The 18,632-nt window shown below is 42.0% G+C and carries 14 protein-coding genes and 1 CRISPR repeat array; of the genes, 5 read left to right on the forward strand and 9 right to left on the reverse strand.

What is annotated here, in order from left to right; translation table 11 throughout:
- Positions 1–1,297 precede the first annotated feature (1,297 nt).
- Positions 1,298–3,802 (forward strand): cell division protein HetF, encoded by a 2,505-nt coding sequence (hetF, locus tag RMX69_RS13740; protein WP_289797681.1) that lies wholly within the window; start codon positions 1,298–1,300, stop codon positions 3,800–3,802.
- 179 nt (positions 3,803–3,981) lie between these two features.
- Here hetF and RMX69_RS13745 read toward each other — a convergent pair whose 3' ends face one another.
- The 5 genes from RMX69_RS13745 to RMX69_RS13765 form a co-directional block, all read right to left on the reverse strand.
- On the reverse strand, positions 3,982–4,548 hold the full coding sequence (locus RMX69_RS13745; RefSeq protein WP_322637767.1) for an antibiotic biosynthesis monooxygenase: 567 nt from the start codon (positions 4,546–4,548) through the stop codon (positions 3,982–3,984).
- Between the two features lie 223 nt (positions 4,549–4,771).
- A complete protein-coding gene (locus tag RMX69_RS13750) occupies positions 4,772–5,710 on the reverse strand; it encodes an SMP-30/gluconolactonase/LRE family protein (protein WP_289797679.1) in 939 nt (312 codons plus the stop codon).
- A 6-nt stretch (positions 5,711–5,716) separates the two neighbouring features.
- Positions 5,717–6,463 carry an SDR family oxidoreductase gene (locus RMX69_RS13755; RefSeq protein WP_322637768.1) on the reverse strand — a complete coding sequence of 249 codons (747 nt, stop codon included), beginning with the start codon at positions 6,461–6,463 and terminating at the stop codon, positions 5,717–5,719.
- A gap of 280 nt (positions 6,464–6,743) precedes the next feature.
- Positions 6,744–8,305: direct repeats of the CRISPR family, unit length 37 nt; unit sequence GTTTCAATCCCTAATAGGGATTTTGATGAATTGCAAT.
- Positions 8,306–8,704: 399 nt separating this feature from the next.
- Positions 8,705–9,001: a hypothetical protein gene (locus tag RMX69_RS13760; protein WP_289797677.1), complete on the reverse strand. Its 297-nt coding sequence runs from the start codon at positions 8,999–9,001 to the stop codon at positions 8,705–8,707.
- Between the two features lie 507 nt (positions 9,002–9,508).
- A complete protein-coding gene (locus RMX69_RS13765) occupies positions 9,509–10,345 on the reverse strand; it encodes a prephenate/arogenate dehydrogenase (RefSeq protein WP_322637835.1) in 837 nt (278 codons plus the stop codon).
- A 70-nt stretch (positions 10,346–10,415) separates the two neighbouring features.
- On the opposite strand from RMX69_RS13765, the gene RMX69_RS13770 reads away from it, so the two are divergent.
- The 3 genes from RMX69_RS13770 (at position 10,416) to RMX69_RS13780 (ending at position 13,619) form a co-directional block, all read left to right on the forward strand.
- Entirely contained in the window at positions 10,416–11,987 is a 1,572-nt protein-coding gene (locus RMX69_RS13770; protein ID WP_322637836.1) for a pentapeptide repeat-containing protein, read from the forward strand.
- 84 nt (positions 11,988–12,071) lie between these two features.
- Positions 12,072–12,665 carry a DUF1517 domain-containing protein gene (locus tag RMX69_RS13775; RefSeq protein ID WP_289800030.1) on the forward strand — a complete coding sequence of 198 codons (594 nt, stop codon included), beginning with the start codon at positions 12,072–12,074 and terminating at the stop codon, positions 12,663–12,665.
- A gap of 69 nt (positions 12,666–12,734) precedes the next feature.
- A complete protein-coding gene (locus RMX69_RS13780; RefSeq protein WP_322637769.1) occupies positions 12,735–13,619 on the forward strand; it encodes a hypothetical protein in 885 nt (294 codons plus the stop codon).
- Positions 13,620–13,748: 129 nt separating this feature from the next.
- Here the strand turns inward: RMX69_RS13780 and RMX69_RS13785 are convergent, their stop codons facing one another.
- The 3 genes from RMX69_RS13785 to RMX69_RS13795 all read right to left on the reverse strand — a co-directional run bounded on the left by RMX69_RS13785 (position 13,749) and on the right by RMX69_RS13795 (position 15,773).
- Entirely contained in the window at positions 13,749–14,069 is a 321-nt protein-coding gene (locus RMX69_RS13785; protein ID WP_322637770.1) for a hypothetical protein, read from the reverse strand.
- Between the two features lie 151 nt (positions 14,070–14,220).
- Positions 14,221–14,994, reverse strand: coding sequence for a hypothetical protein (locus tag RMX69_RS13790; protein WP_322637771.1), 774 nt, complete (start codon positions 14,992–14,994; stop codon positions 14,221–14,223).
- Between the two features lie 371 nt (positions 14,995–15,365).
- Positions 15,366–15,773 carry a hypothetical protein gene (locus RMX69_RS13795; RefSeq protein ID WP_322637772.1) on the reverse strand — a complete coding sequence of 136 codons (408 nt, stop codon included), beginning with the start codon at positions 15,771–15,773 and terminating at the stop codon, positions 15,366–15,368.
- A gap of 67 nt (positions 15,774–15,840) precedes the next feature.
- Between RMX69_RS13795 and RMX69_RS13800 the strand changes: the two genes are divergently transcribed.
- Entirely contained in the window at positions 15,841–16,506 is a 666-nt protein-coding gene (locus tag RMX69_RS13800) for a class I SAM-dependent methyltransferase (RefSeq protein WP_322637773.1), read from the forward strand.
- A gap of 51 nt (positions 16,507–16,557) precedes the next feature.
- Here the strand turns inward: RMX69_RS13800 and RMX69_RS13805 are convergent, their stop codons facing one another.
- Complete coding sequence (locus RMX69_RS13805; protein WP_322637774.1) at positions 16,558–18,231, reverse strand: fasciclin domain-containing protein; 1,674 nt, start codon at positions 18,229–18,231, stop codon at positions 16,558–16,560.
- Positions 18,232–18,632: the final 401 nt, after the last annotated feature.

Raw genomic sequence — 18,632 nt, forward strand, 5'->3', positions numbered from 1 at the left:
AGCCTACTAGGGGAGTGAGTTATCAGGGTGCATCTACCAATAATCTTTTCTAGGGCAGCCAGCATCTTCCGGGAAAAATGAACTAAATCAGAGGTGATGTCTACGATTGGCTGTAAAGCTCATACCTCTATGGAGAAGTAAAGCATCCCTGAGAGAAAAAGACTCGCAAATATCTCTCTACGAGACGCATTTGCGATCGCTATTGGTAACGCAAGTAGTAGAAAAAATTCCCAGTGGGTGTTAACCTATCAGGGGAGTGAGTTATCAGGGTCAGTTATTTTTTAAATAAAAAAACCCCCAGTGGGTGTTAGCCTACTAGGGGAGTGAGTTATCAGGGTGCATCTACCAATAATCTTTTCTAGGGGCAGCTAGCATCTTCCGGGAAAAATGGACTAAATTAGAGGCGATGTCTACGATGGGCTGTAAAGCTCGTACCTCTATGAAAAAGCAAGCTACGCGTAGCATCTCTGGGAGCAAAAGACTCGCTAACATTTTTCTACGAGACGCATTCGCGATCGCTATCAGTAACGTAACTAGAAAAAACCCCCAGTGGGTATTAACCAACCAGGGGAGTGAGTTATCAGGGTGCATCTACCAATAATCTTTTCTAAAATAAATGGGTGGCTACCGGATAAATTAGCAGAGGTTGAAGCTTTTACTATTTGTTGCTCAAAGAACAACCTCAAAGGGGTTAGTTATCAAGACAGACCTACCAATTAAACGCTCGGCGCGCTGCCTGACAAAATAGGTGTGTCAGGTTAATCAATAGGACTCAATTTTCATAAAAAAACCCCCAGTGGGCGTTAGCCAACCAGGGGAGCTAGTTATCAGGGTGCATCTACCACTTAAATGTTCTAGGTTTAACCACCATGCTCCGGATAAATTTATGAGAAAATTGATTGTTATCGTGTGTCAAAAAAACCAAAGTGGATATTAACTCAATTAGGGGAGTTAAAGATCAAGGGACATCCATCTATTAATCAAGTATTCTAGGATTAAGCACTATTTTCTGATAGAGAATATCTGCGTCAGAAGTTGCTGTTGTTTGCCAAAAATAAAAAAACCCCCAGTGGGTGTTAGCCAACTAGGGGAGTTGAAGATCAAGGTGCATCTACCAATTAAGTGTTCTAGACCCAAGTAATCCGATCCGGATAAAGTTGTAAAGGCAAAAAAACCAAAACGACACCGAATCAGAAACATTCAGGGGCAGGATGCATCTAAATTATCAGAGAAAGCGAAAAATCGACTTGAAACTTTCGCGTTTCAAACCAGATTTAGGAGGCGGACAGGAGAAGTTGTGACCCAGGAATTCCATATTTCCGTAACCCCAGTAGGGCAAAATGACTACTTGGTGCGGACGGAACAAGTCGCGCCTGGGGTACCATTGGCAGAAGAATTGGTGACTTGGCCTATAGCTGATTGGTTGATGGCTGCTGGGCATTTGATGAATGACCCGTTGAATTCGGTGTTGCAGGGAGATCCATTCACCTCTGGTGGCCATGAAAGCGATATCGCCAGAAACTCTGTGAATTTGGTGGCGTTGGGTCAACAATTTTATAACGCCCTATTTCAAGGCACTCTCAGAGATAGTTGGATTACTGCCCAAGGTATTGCCCAGAACCATCAGCAAGTACTACGCTTACGCTTGGGGCTAAAAGATACTAGATTAGCTCGTTTGCCTTGGGAAGTAATGCACGCAGGCGATCGCCCTCTGGCTACTGGGCCTTATGTGGCTTTTTCTCGCTTCCAAAGTGGAATTTCGGGGGCTTCTCCTTTGCGGTCGCAAAATATGCCCACACCACCAGAACAAGGTGGTGTCAGAGTCTTGATGGTAATTGCTTCCCCCTCAGATCAAGTCCGTCTTGACTTACAGAAACAAGAAGCGATTAAACTACAAACGGAACTTCACCGTCAAACGTCACGACCTGGTGAAAGTCGGAATCGTTTCCCCGAAATTGAACTCACTGTATTAGACCAACCAGGGCGGGAAGAACTGACGCAAGCCCTAGAACAAGGCAGATACCACGTTCTCCACTACTCTGGTCATAGTAATTTAGGCGCAAATGGCGGAGAAATTTATCTTGTTAGTCGCAGAACTGGCTTAACGGAAATCTTGACTGGAGACGATTTGGCAGGTTTGCTCGTCAATAATAATATCCAAATGGCAGTGTTTAATTCCTGCTTGGGCGCGTACACAGCAGCGTCTAATCCCTCTGGAGATACTGGCGAACGAAACTTAGCGGAAAGTCTCGTGAAACGAGGAATTAGAAGCGTTTTGGCGATGTCAGAAAGGATTCCTGATGAAGTGGCATTGACGCTCACACAATTGTTTTACCGCAACTTGAGTCAGGGATATCCAGTAGATTTGTGTGTAAGTAGGGTGCGCCAAGGATTAATTTCTGCTTATGGTTCTCTCCAGATGTACTGGGCATTACCGATTTTATATCTTCAGCCAGAATTTGACGGTTTTCTGAGTCAGGAAACTGAGGTATCCGCAAGTACGGAGTCGCTGAATCAGTATAGTTCGCCTTTAGGGGCAACTTCCACGATGTACCCTGGTATACCTGATGATAGCGAGATGCCTTTAGGAATGGAAGACATGATTCCTTCTGGTTTGACGCGGGACTCTTCTGGGTTGGACTGGCTGGGTGAAGATACTTGGGGCGATCTGGTTGATGAAATTGAGTATGATGACCCAAGCTATGAAGAAGATTCTGCAATCGTTTCGGATTTGTTTCGTCAGCTAGATAACCAAAAACCTCCAACTGAACCGGATCAACAAATTCGCGAAAATAGTCTTCACCAAAGCCAGATTTCTGAGGAAGTCATTTCCTCTGAAGAGTCAGCAGATTTGTGGGGAGAAGTTCCACCACCGCCACCTGCAACTCCAGGAAACCTTGAAGAAAATTGGCAAAATTCTAATTTTTCGCAATCGCAACCACCCCCGCCAAGAAATCGTACCCGTCGCCGCAAACTGTGGCCGATTGTGGGTGTTGTGGGGATCAGTGCGATCGCCGCTGCGATCGGTTTAAATTGGTGGTGGCAAAATCGCCCCCAAGCACTGCCTAAAATACCAGAAATTCCTGCCCAGTCTCTACCTGATTCTCGACCGATTCAAAAGCAGCCGAATATCGATTTAGGAATAGCACCCACTGGAATTGTCACTGCTACTGCTACGGAAAAATTGAGCCAGGGTGACTTGCAAGGTGGGCTATTGGCTGTAGAAGAACTACTGAATCGGGGCGCACTGGCTGCGGCTGAAACTTCCTTAAAACTAATTCCTAGTAAACAAGCTGACGATCCCTCTGTGAATTTTTACAAGGGACGATTGGCGTGGCAGTCGATCCAAACTGGAGACAATAACTATAGTGTCGATGATGCCCGCCGTTATTGGGAAACTGCTGCCAAAGCTAAACCCGAATCGCTTTTGTATAATAACGCTTTGGGATTTGCCTACTACACAGAAGGCAATCTGAATCGCGCCAATGATGCTTGGTTCAAGGCTTTGAATTTAGCTCTCAAAGAACAGAACACAAACTCAACATCCAGAAATACAGCAGTTCCTCAAGATGCTTTAACTTCTTATGCTGGTTTAGCTCTTGGATTGTATAAATCTGCACTTAGTCAATCTAATGGAAAGCAGACGCAATATCTGAATGAAGCGATCAAATTGCGACAAACAGTTCTTAAGTCCGACCGAGAAAATTTCCAGGTAGATAAATTAGCTAAAAATTGGCTGTGGACGGAGAAGGCGATTGAAGATTGGCGATCGCTCCTTCAGCAAAAAGGCGAAGAGCAGTAATATATTGTGATGAGTAAGGAGTAAGGAGTAAGGAGTAATGAGTAATGAGTAATGAGTAATGAGTAATGAGTAATGAGTAATGAGTGAAATCTTTAATTCAGCGGGAAGGGCGAAAGAAACAAGTCAAATCCTCTTTTCTTCTGCCTCCTGCCTTATTTCTTAGGAGTTCGACTTTATTCCTAAATTTTTCGTGATTTAGGATATAGCCAAAAGCTAAACAAGCGGCTAACTCTAGGCATGACAACATAAGTTAATAGCAAAACCATAGTAATCGTTATAATCAACGAAATAATCAAGGGTGGTAAAGCCCGAATTACGGGTACTAAGAACGTATTCAATAAATTAATCAACACATATACAGCTCCCCAAGTTAGCAAGGCTGTTTTATAGCGCGGCGGAGTTTTTAAGGGTTGACCGGGAAGAGAAAACCAAGCTTCTAATCCACTAATTTTTTGAACATAAGGATCGGATTCAACCAAATGCTTACCTTGATTGAGCAAATGTTCGCGATCGCGCGATGTCATCCACACATCTAAATTTTCATAACTGTCAAATCGGAAGATAATCACATATTCATTTCGCACCCCAAGTTGAGGACAAATCACATTTGTTCCCATGTGACCTACATAGGTTCTAGAAACCCTGGTAATCTCTTTCAACCAAGCTTCGTAAGCAGTTTCGCATCCTGGTTTGACAAGTTGTGTAATGACCACGGTTACAAATTGATCGTTCTGTTCTATCTCCATTAGTTATGCCAATCAATTGTGGATTTTAGATTTTTTCACGTAGTTTAAACTGTTCCACATTTAATTTGCATATATTGGGCGGGCGAGACGCCCACCCCACAAGAAATTTACAATTTCAGATTATGCAAACTAAATGCGGTTGAGCTTACCAATTGCAGAGCGAGTAGCAATTTGGGATTTTCAATTGAAAATCCCAAATTTAAAATATAAAATTCGGTCACGCTCAAGCCAGGGGATATCCAGGTTTTCCAACTTCAAGCCGAACAACATTAGCAGGAACGACACCAGTGGGTGGAGGTAAAAACATTCCACCATTAGTCACAACATAAATTGCGGTGCGTAGGCGTAGCCCGTCGTAGACATCGCCTTCAGTTTGACCAAAAGCCACGGCTGTGCTGCCAATTACACCTTGCTCGGCTTGAGCAATAATAGTAGTACTGCGATCGCTTGCAATTCGCACAACACTGTTGTAAATATGCGTCGCTCCATAAAGATTGCCTTCCACGTCAAAGGCGAAGTCATCAATATTAGTTTGCTCAACAAAAATTTCCGGCTCACCTGGTCGATTTGCGGTATCGACGGGAATTCGCAACAGCAACATTTTTTCCGTATTTGAAACGTAGAGAAAATCACCAAAACGCTTCAAACCATTAGCCGCAGGAATGACATTTTCCGAATTGCTACGAGCAAGCATTGGATGTTCTAGCCAAATTGAGGCGCGAGGTTGAGCGATATCAATCAGCCAAATTGCACCCCGATAAGAATCTGCTGCTAAATACTGAGTGTCAGAAAGAGGAGTGATGCCATTGAGAAATATTGCATCTGGCAGTTTCAGCAAGGTTTCCACTGTCCCATCACTGGCAACTAAAGAAATCACTGGTATAGAATCAGCATTCCAGCCTGTTGCCACTAAACCCCCGTTTGCAGTGAAAGCAAGACCACTCACTTTACCCTCAAGAGTGGCATGAATCTGCTGATTGCCATCTGGACTAATACGAACAATCTCGCCAACTTCGTGATTAGTTACAAATATTGTGCCATCTGGTGCGATTGCTAGATTTTCTAAAAAAGTATTAATGGGGAATGAGGTAACAACTTTAGCTGGTGCTAATTCAATAGTTGTATCTGCGTAAATCGGCGGTAAAACTGCGGAATTTCCCATATTAACCTACCACTGTAATTGAATGGGGCCACCAAACTTTCGCATCTCTGCAAAAAATAGTCCTTGCGCTCCTCCATCGGGAAGTGTTGCCAAATAAACAGCTGTTTGCGCTCCTTCTTCTGCTGTGAAAGGAGCATCATCTCCTCCCATATCGGTCTTCATCCAACCTGGAGAATAGGCATTTACGAGAATGTTAGTACCTTGAAGTTCTTTCCCCAGAATTGCTGTTAGTCCATTTACTCCTACTTTTGAGAGTCGGTAGGAAGGTGCTAAAGGGTAGTAGTCACTTGAAACTGACGCTAGAGACGCCATTTCCGTTGAGATATTGACAATGCGACCGTAGTTTTGCACCTTCATTAACGGAATTAATGCTTGAGAAATTCTGAGTACCGCTAAAACATTAGTTTCAAAGGTAGATCGCATCGTTTCCAGTTGGACAGTCAGTAAGCTGGACTCTTCAGGCTTGGTTGTCGGATTTATACCCGCATTGTTGACCAGAATATCTACTTTGCCGTAAGTTTCACGCAACCATTCGGTAAACTGCTGCACGCTTCCATCATTGGTAACATCCAGCTTGTGATAGTCAACATCAAGCCCTTCACTGGATAACTGCTGCTTGGCAGCAAGACCATCTGTTTCATTACGACTCGTCAGAATTACGCGGTTGCCAATTTGGGATAATTGACGGGAAATTGCATATCCTAGCCCTCGGTTACTTCCTGTGACTACAGCAATCCTTTTTTGAGTCGTCATTTTTATGACCTTCAAACTGCTTTTAAGTTTACTGTACTGAGATGTTGTAAATTAAGCAAATTGATTTTAGCAATATATATTTTATGGTTTATATATTGACAATAAATACCAAATATGATTCTGGTAAAGATGAATTGCAATCTTGGCGGCCTTTAATATAGCAATCCTAAATCATTCGTGAAAAATTAGATCCCCGACTTCTTCGAGAAGTCGGGGATCTGGACACCGCGCATTTTCACAACTCATTTAGGATTGCTATATATGAGGCGATATCAAAAACGTTTCAATCCCTAATAGGGATTTTGATGAATTGCAATTTATTCAAACATTCCTCAAGCCCAGTTTGTGGGTTGTTTCAATCCCTAATAGGGATTTTGATGAATTGCAATGAAAAAGTTTATCTAGAATCAGAGTTGAGCATTCATAGTGTTTCAATCCCTAATAGGGATTTTGATGAATTGCAATAGTTTATTTCTGGTTTTTACCCATTGCCAGAAATGTTTCAATCCCTAATAGGGATTTTGATGAATTGCAATCGGCTACAAAGCCCACCAAGAGCAATTGGGCAGGAGTTTCAATCCCTAATAGGGATTTTGATGAATTGCAATACAAAGCGAATTAAAGCTTTGCCGACAACAGCGAGTTTCAATCCCTAATAGGGATTTTGATGAATTGCAATAGATCCGCCAAGCCGATCTCCATCCATGCGGTTGGTTTCAATCCCTAATAGGGATTTTGATGAATTGCAATAAAGTATCTTGATAAGTATCGTGAAAGTTTCTCTCGTTTCAATCCCTAATAGGGATTTTGATGAATTGCAATGATCAGCGACTAACCACTGCTCAGAAAGAATCGTTTCAATCCCTAATAGGGATTTTGATGAATTGCAATCACAGATTCAGAGATATCCGCTACAGATTCAGCGATGTTTCAATCCCTAATAGGGATTTTGATGAATTGCAATGGCTTGGGGGGAGATACAGAGTAATGGCTACTTGGGTTTCAATCCCTAATAGGGATTTTGATGAATTGCAATATTTCTCGCCTCATGGAAATGGTAGAGCGAAAAATTAGGGGTTTCAATCCCTAATAGGGATTTTGATGAATTGCAATTTGGTAGATTTGCTAGCTCGTTGTATGCGCGTATATACGTTTCAATCCCTAATAGGGATTTTGATGAATTGCAATCAGAATAAGTGCGCCAGGAGCCAAATGATGAAAGGGTTTCAATCCCTAATAGGGATTTTGATGAATTGCAATTTAGCCGTTATAGGTCTGTTGGAAGTCAAGGGCGAGTTTCAATCCCTAATAGGGATTTTGATGAATTGCAATTCAAGATGCTACTTATGGTGGGTGTCCGTGTAAAAGTTTCAATCCCTAATAGGGATTTTGATGAATTGCAATATTTCACTGCTTCATTGATAGTTGAAGCATTTTTGTTTCAATCCCTAATAGGGATTTTGATGAATTGCAATGAATCGCAATAAGGAAAATCTTGTAAAGCAATCAGTCGTTACAGTTTCAATCCCTAATAGGGATTTTGATGAATTGCAATCTCAGCCGTGTCATTCTGGGCTAAGGCACAAATGGTTTCAATCCCTAATAGGGATTTTGATGAATTGCAATTTCTTTCATTTCCCATTGTTGGTCTTCGTCGTAGTAGTTTCAATCCCTAATAGGGATTTTGATGAATTGCAATCGCAAGTTTCGAGTTCTTCTCCCACACCAGTTACGTTTCAATCCCTAATAGGGATTTTGATGAATTGCAATAGTTCCACCTGCGATGGAATATATAAACCACTTAAGTTTCAATCCCTAATAGGGATTTTGATGAATTGCAATAGCGGGAGCGTGAAAGCCAAGCTATATTTAGTTTTCAAGGTGCGGTTGCGCGATTCTGGAGCAATCATAGCATTAGAGAATTCCTTTGGGAAGAGTGTCGGTCAAAGTTAAAGGCTGACATCCTAGTTTTTGTAAGCATTTCAGAGATTGCGCGGATGATAATTGGGTGATGAGTGGGGTGAAATGCTTGCTGGCATTGAGATAGAAGCACTTTTTTATGGCTGTGGAATTTGTACACCTACCCATTCGCGCATTTGAAATACAAAAACTCAATGAGAGACGCGATCGCTAAAAATAATCTAATGGTGATGGGGGGCGCGATCGCTGCCTTCGGAGCCAGAAATCCCAGTCTTTATATGCTTATAGCCTCCCACATCACACACAACAACACTTGTAATTTTAGTCTTGAGACTCCTCAGAGATAGATTCTGATTCGGTTTCAAGTTCTTCTGTTTGAACTTTGGGGGCTGGAGGTTTAACGGGTTTTGGACCACGTGCTAGTGCAGGATTCACCGGTTGTCTGCCTTCATCCCTATATGACGATCCTTTTTTCCCTTTGTCAGACGAGCGTTCGCGGCTCGGTTTTGAGCTTTTGGGGTTGGATTCAATCGGGGTTACAGAATCCGAATTTTCGGAATTGCTGTCAGTGCTTCCTTGAGACTGACGTTCCGATTTCTTAATTGGACGTTCTACCATTGTTGATTTTTGTAAATTTATCTGTATGGTACATCGGTTTGGTGACTGTCAGACTGTAGAGTAGCATTTTTAAAGATTTTATCGAACAGAATTCAGGAGTCAGGAATCAGAATTCAGAATAAATTTTGTACGACTGGCGGATAGCGCCGACGGCAAGCGAGTCCGCGTATTCTTTCAGAGTTGCAAGCTATGCTTTTAGAGGATGTCTGAAAACTTTTTGGTGTTGTATTCGAGACTTGTAGATCCCCCTAAATCCCCCTTAAAAAGGGGGACTTTGATTCCAGTTCCCCCCTTTTTAAGCCTAGGGGGGATCAAGCGAAATATTGAATACTTCTCAGACATCCTTTTAGCGTCTGTCTGCGACACGCTGTTAGCGTTCGTAGAGAGCGTCTGAATAACCTGATTGATTCTGACTCCTGAATTCTGAATTCTGAATTCTGTTTATCAATTAACTTACTAAATTAAAAAATGGGTGCGTTATCCATAGCTAAACGCACCCGACAACTATTAAACAAAATCAGGTCGTGCCTGTTGCCTTGATTTGAACTTTTCCTCTAAAACTACCCAATTTTCTTGCTCAATTAAGTTAGTCAACTCATCGAGGTTTTGACGATATTGTTGCAGCGATCGCAGCAATGCTTGACGATTATACCGTGCCATCATCACGCCCAACTCTGGATTCCCACCACCCACACGACTAGTATCCCGGAAGCCTGAACTAGCTAACTTTTGGGCTAATTGCAAAACATCGGGGTCAGTTTCGCTCAAACAAGCCGCAATCAACGAGGAACTGACCATTACAGGTAAATGGGAAATCCAACTCACAGCGCGATCGTGTTGCTCTGGTTGACAATAATAGATATTAGCTCCCAGCGATCGCACAATTTCTTCCACAACTGTAATTGCACTAGTTGGGGTTGTAGTTATCGGTGTTAATACGTAAGGTTTATCAACAAATAAATCTCGCTGTGCAGCTTCTATCCCACTGTCTGTTCTGCCCGCCATTGGATGACCACCAATAAAATTATCCCAAAGGGGAGTAATATCCTTGACTATCTGTGCTTTCGCCGAACCTACATCAGTGACGATTGTAGTAACAGGCAAATGAGCGACTAACTGTTCAAATTGAGGCACAATAAGGGCTAGAGGTGTACAAATAAATACAACTTCTGCGGCTGCTAATAGGCTCAGATCGACTGATGCTTCATCAACACTGCCCAAGCTAACTGCCTTTTGACAGGTAGCTTCACGGCGACTAACTCCTAAGATATGATGTCCTTGCGATCGCAAATCAAAGCCCAAAGATCCGCCAATCAGTCCCAATCCTAAAATCCCAATATTCATTTTTGATTTTGACATTCCGTTTTTTATGACTTTACCAACTATTAAAGTTGGCATCCAAGGGGTAGCATCGATGACTGTAGAGGAATTACTGGAACAATACGCAGCAGGAGTCTTAAACTTTAATGGTGTTGACCTCCCAGAAGCCAATCTGAGTGGAGTAAAACTCAGTGGTGTAAATCTGAGCGATGCTAATTTGAGTATAGTCAACCTGAGTGGCGCGAATCTGAGTGAAGCTAACTTAAGCAATGCCAAGTTGAATGTAGCTAGACTGAGTGGTGCGAATCTATGCAGCGCCATTCTCAATAACGCCAGTCTCAACGTCGCTAATTTGATTCGAGCGGATTTAAGTCGCGCTCAACTCAGAGGAGCCTCATTAATCCGCACCGAGTTAGTTCGCGCTGATCTCAGTCGCGCTGATTTATTGGAGGCCGATCTCACTGGTGCTGATTTGCGAGAGGCGACACTCCGCCAAGCGAATCTCCGTCACGCTAACTTAAGTGAGGCTATCTTGAGAGGTGCTTCTTTAACTGGAGCCAACTTGGAGATGGCTAACTTAAACGCCAGCGATCTCAGTCGTTCTGACTTGAGCGGTGCAAATTTGCGAGATGCCGAACTCAGACAAGCCAATCTTAGCCATACTAATTTGAGCGGGGCTGATTTGAGTGGTGCAAATCTCCGATGGGCTGATTTGAGTGGCGCAAATCTCCGATGGGCAGATTTGAGCGGTGCAAAATTGAGCGGGGCTGATTTAATTGGTGCAGATTTAAGCAATGCCAATTTAACGAATACAAGTTTAGTCCACGCCAATTTAACTCAGGCAAAATTAATTAGGGCAGAATGGATCGGTGCTGACTTAACAGGAGCAACTTTAACGGGAGCCAAGCTTTATGCCACTTCCAGATTTGGTTTAAAAACCGAAGGCATGGTTTGTGAATGGGTCGATCTTAGCCCAAATGGCGATCGCTCCATTGTCCAAAACTTCCATTCTGAAGAATCACGAGATTTTTTTAACGAAACACCGCCAACAATTCGGATTATTGTTGATGCAGCCCTAGAACACGAAGCCAATTTTGCGATCGCTGGCGCTTACTACCAAATTGCTCAAGAATATCGGGGGCTGAAACAACCTCCAAGCATCGAAAGTGGCCGTCGTCGAACTATTTTTACCTTTCATGTAGATAGCGACGAAGCATTATTTATCACTGCTTACATTGTCATTCTTCCCTTTCTAGATGCAGCATCTATCCAAAAGAATATTTGTAGCATTATGGAAATGATTAACAGTGAAGTTGTTGCAAATCAAAACTTAAAATTGCTAAAATCACCTCATATAGTGAAACAACTAAATACTCTTTTAGAACAAGCTATAAATCAGGCTACAATAATTAAACAGACGAAAAAAAATATCGAAGTAGCCGCAAAGTTAAATTTTTGTAAAGCCCCAACCCAAATAGTTTTAACGAATTCCAGCGCCCACACTTTGATTGTTTATGACCATCCCAACTTTGGGAAAAGATTTATTAATCGTTCTGCTCTCAACGCTTCAGCTTATGATATGTCCAGCGATTCAACAAAAAATATATTACCTTCATTAGATATAATTATAGATTTTATCAAAGGATTTCATTATATTAGTCATTAGTTATGGGGCATTGAACTAATGACAAATGACTAATGACAAATGACCAATGACAAACGACAAGAAACAAAAATTTTGGAGGAAAAAATGCGCGATACCTTTAATAAAATGATTGGTCGAACTCGCTATGTAGTGTTTCGCCTATTTCTGCACTTAGGGGGAGGTGAAGTAGCGCCAATTTTGGGAGTATTGAATAGTGCTGGACGGGATGCGATCGATGTCGATGGCGATTTAGAAGTTTTGGGAGAAGGATTGGTAGAAATTAGCCAAACCCTGCTGCAATATGATGAATATTGGCTTTCTGCTGCTAACGAAGGTGACGTATTTTTTAATGAAGGCGAAGCGGGGGATTACGTGAATGAATTATTTACTGACTCTGCCGAAAGATATCTCAGCGAACCAAATTACAGTTCTGACTCTGGATTGAATGAACCTTTATCTATACCTGTAACCCGCAACGTCATTGTGATGATTACAGTAGCTTATGAAGGAGAAGTACCAGAATTGGAAACCGATCTTTCTAACGTTCAGGCGCTCAAGGAAGGCTTGAAAGCATTGATAAATTTGCATTATAAACATAGATTAAAGGCAATCCAAGTACATTTCTCACCAGCACAGTTAGGCGATGAACTTACTAGCGATCAACTGTTGCAATATTACCCAGAATTGATTCCTTTGTAATTTGTTGGGTAGTCCGTACCTACTACTTACATGATAAATTGTTAAGCTCAGAGATAGGACAATAATCCAATGATCATGACCATAGTACGTAAATTTACAGCCGTTTTTTTAGCTCTGAGTTTGTGTATCACAACTGTCGGTTGTGGTGGAGGAAACGAAACTACTCCTCCGGCTAAGAACGTTAGCCAAACCTCAGTTAACACAAAACTGAGTGACGGAGAGTATCAAATACAACAAGCTACTTATGATGATGCAACTGGTGAGTACAACCTGTTTTTACTAAACAATAAGCCCCCAACTTTTTCAACCGAAAATTTGCAAATGGCGCGGTTAACTGACGATCAAATTAAGGAGGGTAAAAAAACCTATCTGAAGGTAGAAAAAGGACAACCGATTTTATATCTAACAGAAGACTTTAAACTTGAGTACGTCCATAACGTTACCGAGAATAAAACCAATCCCCAAACCGGACAACAAGAGACGGTTGTAGTCCGTCGAGAAAATAGCTTCTGGGCACCATTTGCTGGGTCTGTGGCTGGTAGCTTGGCGGGACAGGCAATTGGTAGTATGTTGTTTAGACCCCAATATTATGTACCCCCTGTCTATCAACCAGGACAAGGATTAAGTGGCTTTGGTGGATATGGCGGAAGCTATGGCCAAGCAGTTCAAAGTTACCAAACTCGCTATAATGCGCCACCAGCAGCCGTAACAAATCGCACTGCGTTCCGCAATACAGGGACAATTAGAAGGTCATATCCTGGTAATTCAAATATACGCAATACCCCGCGTAGCACTACAGGTAATAACCGTCCTTCTGGTTCTGGTTTTGGTGGTAGCACATTGCAACCTTCTGGCAGAGCCACCTCACCTAGACGCAATTCTGGCAGTGGTTTTGGTAGTGGGCGTAGCACAGCACCCCGCCGCTCAAGTGGTTTTGGCAGCAGACGCCGTTAATCAATTACAAGTTGAATAAATAGACTGCCTAACAAGTAAAGGTAGTTGTACATAAAGAAGCCGGAGGGTAACAAGTCAAACCTCCGACTTCTCTTTATATCTATGCAATTTGCGACGAGGAATTATTAATTATTCGGTTAAATAATATGAAATACTAAATACAAATATTGCTAAGAGAACAGGAATCATTTTACTAAAGTCTATTCGCTTTTGTTGAACCATTTCTAAACAAGATATCGGAATCATCAGAGGCCAGAAGATAGTTGTCACCACAAACATCACAACCGATAAAAATTTATCTTCTGGATTGGAAGCAGGATGACGTAGGGAAAATATTAACCAATTAGTTAAAAAATAGCATGTCATTAATAAGTAACCAATAGTTAAAGTCAGTTGTATCTGATTCACCGTGAGTACTCCTGAAGTTATGTAAGCTTTACTAATCATCATTCGTACAAAGTTATAACATATACATTCGGAACCTCACGCCGTATTTGCTTATGCAAACACTCCCCTTTGTGAGGAGAGGTTTGGGGTTGAGGTTCAAAAATTTACTTTATATAAACGATAACTGCTATAGCTGTAGCTATTAAAGCAATCATTAAGCAGTCTTAAAAAATCGAATAATTTCGCGGACATGATCGAGAAATTGCCCGTCCGTGGAAAGTTGCGCGATCGCATTTCTGGCTTCTCTCCCCAAACGCTCATGTTCTGTTTGATTTGTCGCCCGTAATTCTTCTAAATTAGCTGCAATCCGGGCTACATCTCTGCGCGTTTCTTCGGCAAAACGTTGTTGAGTCGCGGATAAAGAATAGGGTTGTTCGGGGTTGAGTTGATCTTCCAATGACTGAATTTTTTGTTCCAATATCGAGAAGCGATCGCGCAGTTCAAAAATATCTTCGCGCGGATACTTCCATTCTTGGCGAATCATCGCTAACCGCGCATATAAATACTCATAAGCGCGAATCGCGGGACGCAGAATTGTTAATAATAAAGCTGCACCAGAACTTATATATCCAACTGTACTAATACCAGTGACAGCAAGGGTATAAAGACCAACAGCTGAGAATAAGTGTAAAGCAATAGCAACCCAGAGCGATCGCTTTGCCAACAATGTGACATACTTCACTTGTTTCTCATCGACTGGAATTCCTTTCTCAGTTGATTGTGCTGCTTCTGCTAAGACTTCTTTGGCTTGAAAATGCACATTCCAAGGTACGGTAACAATTACCAACAGCCACCAAAAACTAGCACCACCAATCACCCAATCAAGAAAGTTCCCAGCAGGGATGTGCAACCATTGCAGTAAGCCAAAAGCTGCCAACACCACAACCACAATTCCTGCAATGGAACTGATGAAAAAGTTAATATACATCTTGCCCTGTCTCCGGTGAAACTATACCTCGATCTTTACTATGCCTCACCAGTTATACGGAAATGATTGTGATGGTTTTTCTAGTAGCACATATCATACTGTGCAGAATTCAGACTTAGAGAATGTTTGAAAAGTCCTCTTATCGGTATCAAAAGTTTTAGATACCCCTAAATCGCCTTTAAAAAGGGGGACTTTGATTCCCTTTTTAAGGGGGGAAAGGGGGGATCAACAAGTGCCTAAAATCACACCCAAAGACTTTTCAAACAACCTCTTAAAAAAATTTTCTGATTTCAATAATTAACAACTTGTAAGAAATCATGATGTCAGCAAAATCTTACATAACCGGAAAAAAGCACTTTGATGACACAGGTTTACTCAACTAAATAACTGCGCCAAATTTTTTGAGTATTTTGACTACCCTTTTCTGGAAGCAGCAATCGCCAAGTTTTACCTTCTTGCTGAATTTGTAGATAAACATCAAAGGGTTGTTTTGGTTGCGTCAAGCGTCGTTTTGGTAGCTTAACAATCAAATCGTAGGTTCCCCGCACGTGAAAAGCTGGTAAATTGTCAATCGTCAGGGGTTGTTCCTGAGTAATTGATAGCCGCTTGATTTCAAATCCTTGAAAATCTAAATCCAGCTGTTGGCTAAGTTTTTGTTGAGTTTGTTCTAGCCCAAGTGCGATCGCTTTTTGCACTAACTCGTTAGTCGGTAGCAGTCCAATACTGCCACAAGCTGTCACTAGCACCAGCAATATTGCTGTCAAAACTAACCGCACCATCTTATTCCTGAGATTCCACTTATCAGCGATAGTATAACTGTAGTTTCTCTCAATTCTCTCATATATCATGCCAAAACAGTCTATAGGTCTTGATAACCAACTCTACAATTATCTTTTATCTGTTTCGCTGCGAGAACCAGAAATTCTCGAAAAGTTGCGCCAAGAAACCGCCAATCATCCCCGGAGTGGAATGCAGATTTCACCAGAACAAGGGCAATTTATGAGCCTTCTAGTACAGTTAATTGGAGCGAAGAAAACCCTAGAAGTTGGAGTGTTTACGGGTTATAGCTCACTTTCTGTAGCTTTGGCACTACCGACTGATGGCAAAATTATCGCTTGTGATGTGAGTGAAGAATTTACTGCGATTGCTCGGCGGTATTGGCAAGAAGCTGGGGTTGCTGATAAAATCGATCTCCGATTAGCACCAGCTTTGGAAACTTTAGATCGGCTATTGGCAACTGGGCAAGCCGAAACTTTTGATTTTGCCTTTATTGATGCTGATAAAGAAAATTATGATGGATATTATGAGCGATCGCTGCAATTAGTTCGTCCAGGTGGATTGATTGCGATCGATAATGTTTTATGGTCTGGACAAGTAGCTGATGAGCAAAATCAAGATGAAAGCACCCAAGCAATCCGAGCGCTGAACGAAAAGTTACATCATGATGAACGAGTTACTCTCTCCCTTGTCCCCATCGCCGATGGACTTACTTTAGCAATCAAGCGACCTTAATACAGCAAGGGCACACAACTAATTGTGCGCCCTTACCACATTTCTATTTACTTAGAAGTTATAGCCAAGTCCTAATTGTAGTCCTACATCTGTGTCATCTACAAAAGCAGCATTTACACCACCTGTTAGCGTAAATCTAGAACCGATAGGAACGTCTACACCACCTGTTAACAACAATCCAATATCAGTATCAGTGTTAGCTTCAATTGCTATGCCAGCACCTATGTAGGGAGATATGCTATAAGTTCTCTCGCCTACCGAACCTGCTCTGCGGGGAGAAAAATCCAAAGTTACGGGAACTAGAAATATTGTATCGTCCCCAAAGATTACTGATGGTCGCACTGATAGATAGTTTGTCAGACCAAGTTTGCTGATTACTGTAAAGTTAGTATCGCTCAGAGCTGTATCGTCGCCGCTCAAACCAATGTTACCACCAACTCCGATATAGCTTCTGCCACCACGAGTACTTCTACCTACATTCACATCAGGCGTTGTACTTCCTGTTGATGGCTGATTTAACTGACTGATGTTAACATCAGGCGGAATCAGGACTTGGTTAATTGCATGGATGACACCATTGCTAGCTTTCACGTCTGCTTGGAGAACTCTGGCATTATTCACCGAGACTTGACTGTTAGCGGAATCGATTTGAATATTTACAGGTCTTCCTTCATCGGTTGTCAATTCCCCTGCCGAGAGTTGACTAGCAGTTACCGCACCGGGAACCACATGATATCTCAAAATCTTAACTAATGCTTCTCTGTTTTCTGGTTGCTCTAACTGTTGTAAAGTAGCGGCAGGCAAAGCAGCAAATGCATCATTGGTAGGAGCGAAGACTGTATAAGGGCCTGGCTGTTGAAGAATATCTGATAGACCGGCTGTCTTTAATAAAGAAGTCAGAGTTGTAAAAGAACTACTGGATGCCGCCAGAGAAACAATATCAGTACTTGCAGGAGTTCCAGCGACAACGTACTGACTAGCTGGAAGATTGCTAGCAATGGGTTGCGCCCGTCCTTGTCTAACTAAAGCTTGATATAAAAGTGCTGCTGCTTCAGCACGAGTCAAAGACTGTTGCGGATTGAGTTGTTTTACATCCGGGTAGTTGACAACAAGATTACCTACTGTCGCTGCTGCCACACTGCCAACAGCATACTCAGGGATAGCTGAGGCATCGTTGTAGTAATTAGTGAGAGTACTTGTATCGCCACCAGTTAAACCTAAGCCACTACTTAAAGCAACGATCCCCTGCACTCTAGGAATTTCTTGATTTGGTCTAAACACGTTCCCAGGATAGCCTGCCAAAAATCCAATTTCGTAGGCGTTTTGAATTGCAGCAGCCGCCCAGTAGTTAGCAGGAACATCACTAAATCCACCCGCACTTAATTGCCGGACTCGGTTTTGGGTACTGAAAGCTTTTTGAATCAAGGCAGCAAATTCAGCACGAGTCACAGGCTGATTTGGTCTATAAGTACCATCAGGAAAGCCACTAATCACGTTATTCTCAGCTAGGGCTTGAATGAAGGGACGCGCCCAATAATCTGAGGAAACATCAGACAGGTTAACTGTTGAAGTAGGCGATGGTGTCGCAGGTGAGGGTGTTGCAGATGGAACAGGAGTTTGAGATGAAGCTGGGGCAGAAATTATGATGGGGGTTATTGTAGCAGCTGTCATTCCCAGAACTAGCAAAGTAACCTTTGTTGATGACCAACGAAACAAACTAGACATGGAAATATCCTCTTTTCAATTTCTTGGGTTGACTATTGGAAAATACTGGATGCAAGGTTAAGTGAATACAAATATCCAGATGATTATTTGGTTGCCTTGATATGGAAACCAAAATGAAACCCGTTAACTCTGGAAAGTTCAAATGTGGGACATTATGAGTAGCTGCTCTGATATCTCATAACATTTATCCAAATGTTTACCACATTATGTAGTATCGGATTCCTATTTGTTTGTTTTTTAAAGAACCGCAGATCGCACTAAAGAGAAGCAGGCATACTGTGGTAATCTCTTCTGTTGCAACAATAAAGATAATTAATGCAAGTAGGCGATTTTATCAGTTCTAAAATTGCAGTCAAGCAGTAAAATAATTGGCCTTTAATAGCCATCTCTTTATAATTGCC

Origin of the sequence: Nostoc sp. EspVER01 (genome assembly GCF_034530635.1) — a bacterium.
In the GTDB taxonomy this organism is placed as follows: domain Bacteria; phylum Cyanobacteriota; class Cyanobacteriia; order Cyanobacteriales; family Nostocaceae; genus Nostoc.

What these genes read in the sequence shown, in the direction of transcription:
- RMX69_RS13780 (WP_322637769.1), top strand. Translation starts at nt 12,735, where the DNA reads ATGATCATGACCATAGTACGTAAATTTACAGCCGTTTTTTTAGCTCTG.
- RMX69_RS13795 (WP_322637772.1), bottom strand. Translation starts at nt 15,773, where the DNA reads ATGGTGCGGTTAGTTTTGACAGCAATATTGCTGGTGCTAGTGACAGCT.
- RMX69_RS13765 (WP_322637835.1), bottom strand. Translation starts at nt 10,345, where the DNA reads ATGAATATTGGGATTTTAGGATTGGGACTGATTGGCGGATCTTTGGGC.
- RMX69_RS13755 (WP_322637768.1), bottom strand. Translation starts at nt 6,463, where the DNA reads ATGACGACTCAAAAAAGGATTGCTGTAGTCACAGGAAGTAACCGAGGG.
- RMX69_RS13785 (WP_322637770.1), bottom strand. Translation starts at nt 14,069, where the DNA reads ATGATGATTAGTAAAGCTTACATAACTTCAGGAGTACTCACGGTGAAT.
- RMX69_RS13790 (WP_322637771.1), bottom strand. Translation starts at nt 14,994, where the DNA reads ATGTATATTAACTTTTTCATCAGTTCCATTGCAGGAATTGTGGTTGTG.
- RMX69_RS13800 (WP_322637773.1), top strand. Translation starts at nt 15,841, where the DNA reads ATGCCAAAACAGTCTATAGGTCTTGATAACCAACTCTACAATTATCTT.
- RMX69_RS13770 (WP_322637836.1), top strand. Translation starts at nt 10,416, where the DNA reads ATGACTGTAGAGGAATTACTGGAACAATACGCAGCAGGAGTCTTAAAC.
- RMX69_RS13760 (WP_289797677.1), bottom strand. Translation starts at nt 9,001, where the DNA reads ATGGTAGAACGTCCAATTAAGAAATCGGAACGTCAGTCTCAAGGAAGC.
- RMX69_RS13775 (WP_289800030.1), top strand. Translation starts at nt 12,072, where the DNA reads ATGCGCGATACCTTTAATAAAATGATTGGTCGAACTCGCTATGTAGTG.
- RMX69_RS13805 (WP_322637774.1), bottom strand. Translation starts at nt 18,231, where the DNA reads ATGTCTAGTTTGTTTCGTTGGTCATCAACAAAGGTTACTTTGCTAGTT.
- RMX69_RS13745 (WP_322637767.1), bottom strand. Translation starts at nt 4,548, where the DNA reads ATGGAGATAGAACAGAACGATCAATTTGTAACCGTGGTCATTACACAA.
- RMX69_RS13750 (WP_289797679.1), bottom strand. Translation starts at nt 5,710, where the DNA reads ATGGGAAATTCCGCAGTTTTACCGCCGATTTACGCAGATACAACTATT.